This is a genomic window from Corynebacterium sp. 13CS0277 (assembly GCF_002994655.1).
Classification (GTDB): Bacteria; Actinomycetota; Actinomycetes; order Mycobacteriales; family Mycobacteriaceae; genus Corynebacterium.
In genome coordinates this window covers 1-1,131 of sequence record NZ_PPDL01000060.1, presented here as the reverse complement: position 1 = coordinate 1,131, position 1,131 = coordinate 1, and the positions used below count along the sequence as shown (strand labels likewise).

The 1,131-nt window shown below is 66.8% G+C and carries 1 protein-coding gene and 1 pseudogene; both read right to left on the bottom strand.

Going from position 1 to position 1,131, the window contains the following annotated elements; all coding sequences use genetic code 11:
• Positions 1–71 precede the first annotated feature (71 nt).
• Positions 72–782 (bottom strand): annotated as a pseudogene (locus tag C1Y63_RS12415) (aminotransferase class I/II-fold pyridoxal phosphate-dependent enzyme); the annotation flags it as partial.
• 131 nt (positions 783–913) lie between these two features.
• A partial coding sequence (locus C1Y63_RS12410) for an SDR family oxidoreductase (RefSeq protein ID WP_146128972.1) occupies positions 914–1,131 on the bottom strand: 218 nt, incomplete at its 5' end.

The following is a 1,131-nucleotide window of genomic DNA, read 5'->3' as shown; positions in this document are numbered from 1 at the left end:
GAGCGCCTTTTTAGACCAAAATCCCAGGTCAAATACCTCCCCGACGCCAAGTTAGGTCACCTTTTGTCAAACTCAGGCATGCCGGGTAGCGTCGCGATCGCTAGGTGCGTGTGGCCCGAGAACGCCAGCTTGTCGTACACCTCGTCCGAGAGCACCAGACAGTCGTGGGTGATGGCGAGTTCCGCGAGGAGCCCAAGGTCCCGTTCGTCGAGCATCGTTCCCGTCGGATTGTGCGGGGTGTTGATGATGATCATGCGGGTGTCGTCGGTGACCGCTGCCCGCAGGAGCTCCTCGTCGACACGGAAGCGCCCCGCGTGGCGCTCAAGCGCGACCGGCCGCATGACGGCGCCGGCGAGCGCGATTGCCGCCTCGTAGGAGTCGAAGTAGGGCTCGAGGACCACAACCTCCTCGCCGGGCTCCACCAGCGCGAGAATCGTGGCGGTCAGAGCCTCCGTCGCGCCGACCGTCACCAAAACCTCAGTGTCCGGGTCGAAGACCTGCCCGGTCGTGCGCTGCCGATCGACGGCAATGGCCTGGCGCAGTTCGAGGAAACCCCGACCCGGGGCGTACTGGTTGACCCCACGGGCAATGGCCTCCTGCGCAGCCGCGAGCATCGACTCCGGCCCATGGGAGTCGGGAAACCCTTGCCCGAGGTTGATGGCGTTGCGCTCTACAGCCAGTGCGGTCATGCGGGCAAAGATCGTTTCGCCGAAGTCCTGCAGGCGACGCACGACGGTGCTGCGGGGCGTAGACGCCGGCGGAGGCGTGGTGGTGGGGTGCATGTCCGGGCGGGGTGGGGGCGGAGTGCTCATGGTGGGAAGTGTAGAAAACGTCGAAGAAGCCCCGCGCCACAGGGTCGGGGGAGACGGTGGGCGCGTGTGAGGAGATGCGGGACGACACGGGATCGTGGGGCCTACACGGCGGCGCGGCCACGCAGGTGCCCGCCCCCGTCGACCGGGAGGATCGCACCGTGGATGAACGCGGCGTCCTCACTGAGCAAAAACACTGCCGCATTCGCCACGTCCGTGTCGTGTCCGAGCCGTGCCAGCGGGGTGCCTGGCGCGGTGTCGGGATCCTCGACAGGCAGCGATGGTGTGGGCGGGATGTTCTCCGCACGGATGCCATTGATGC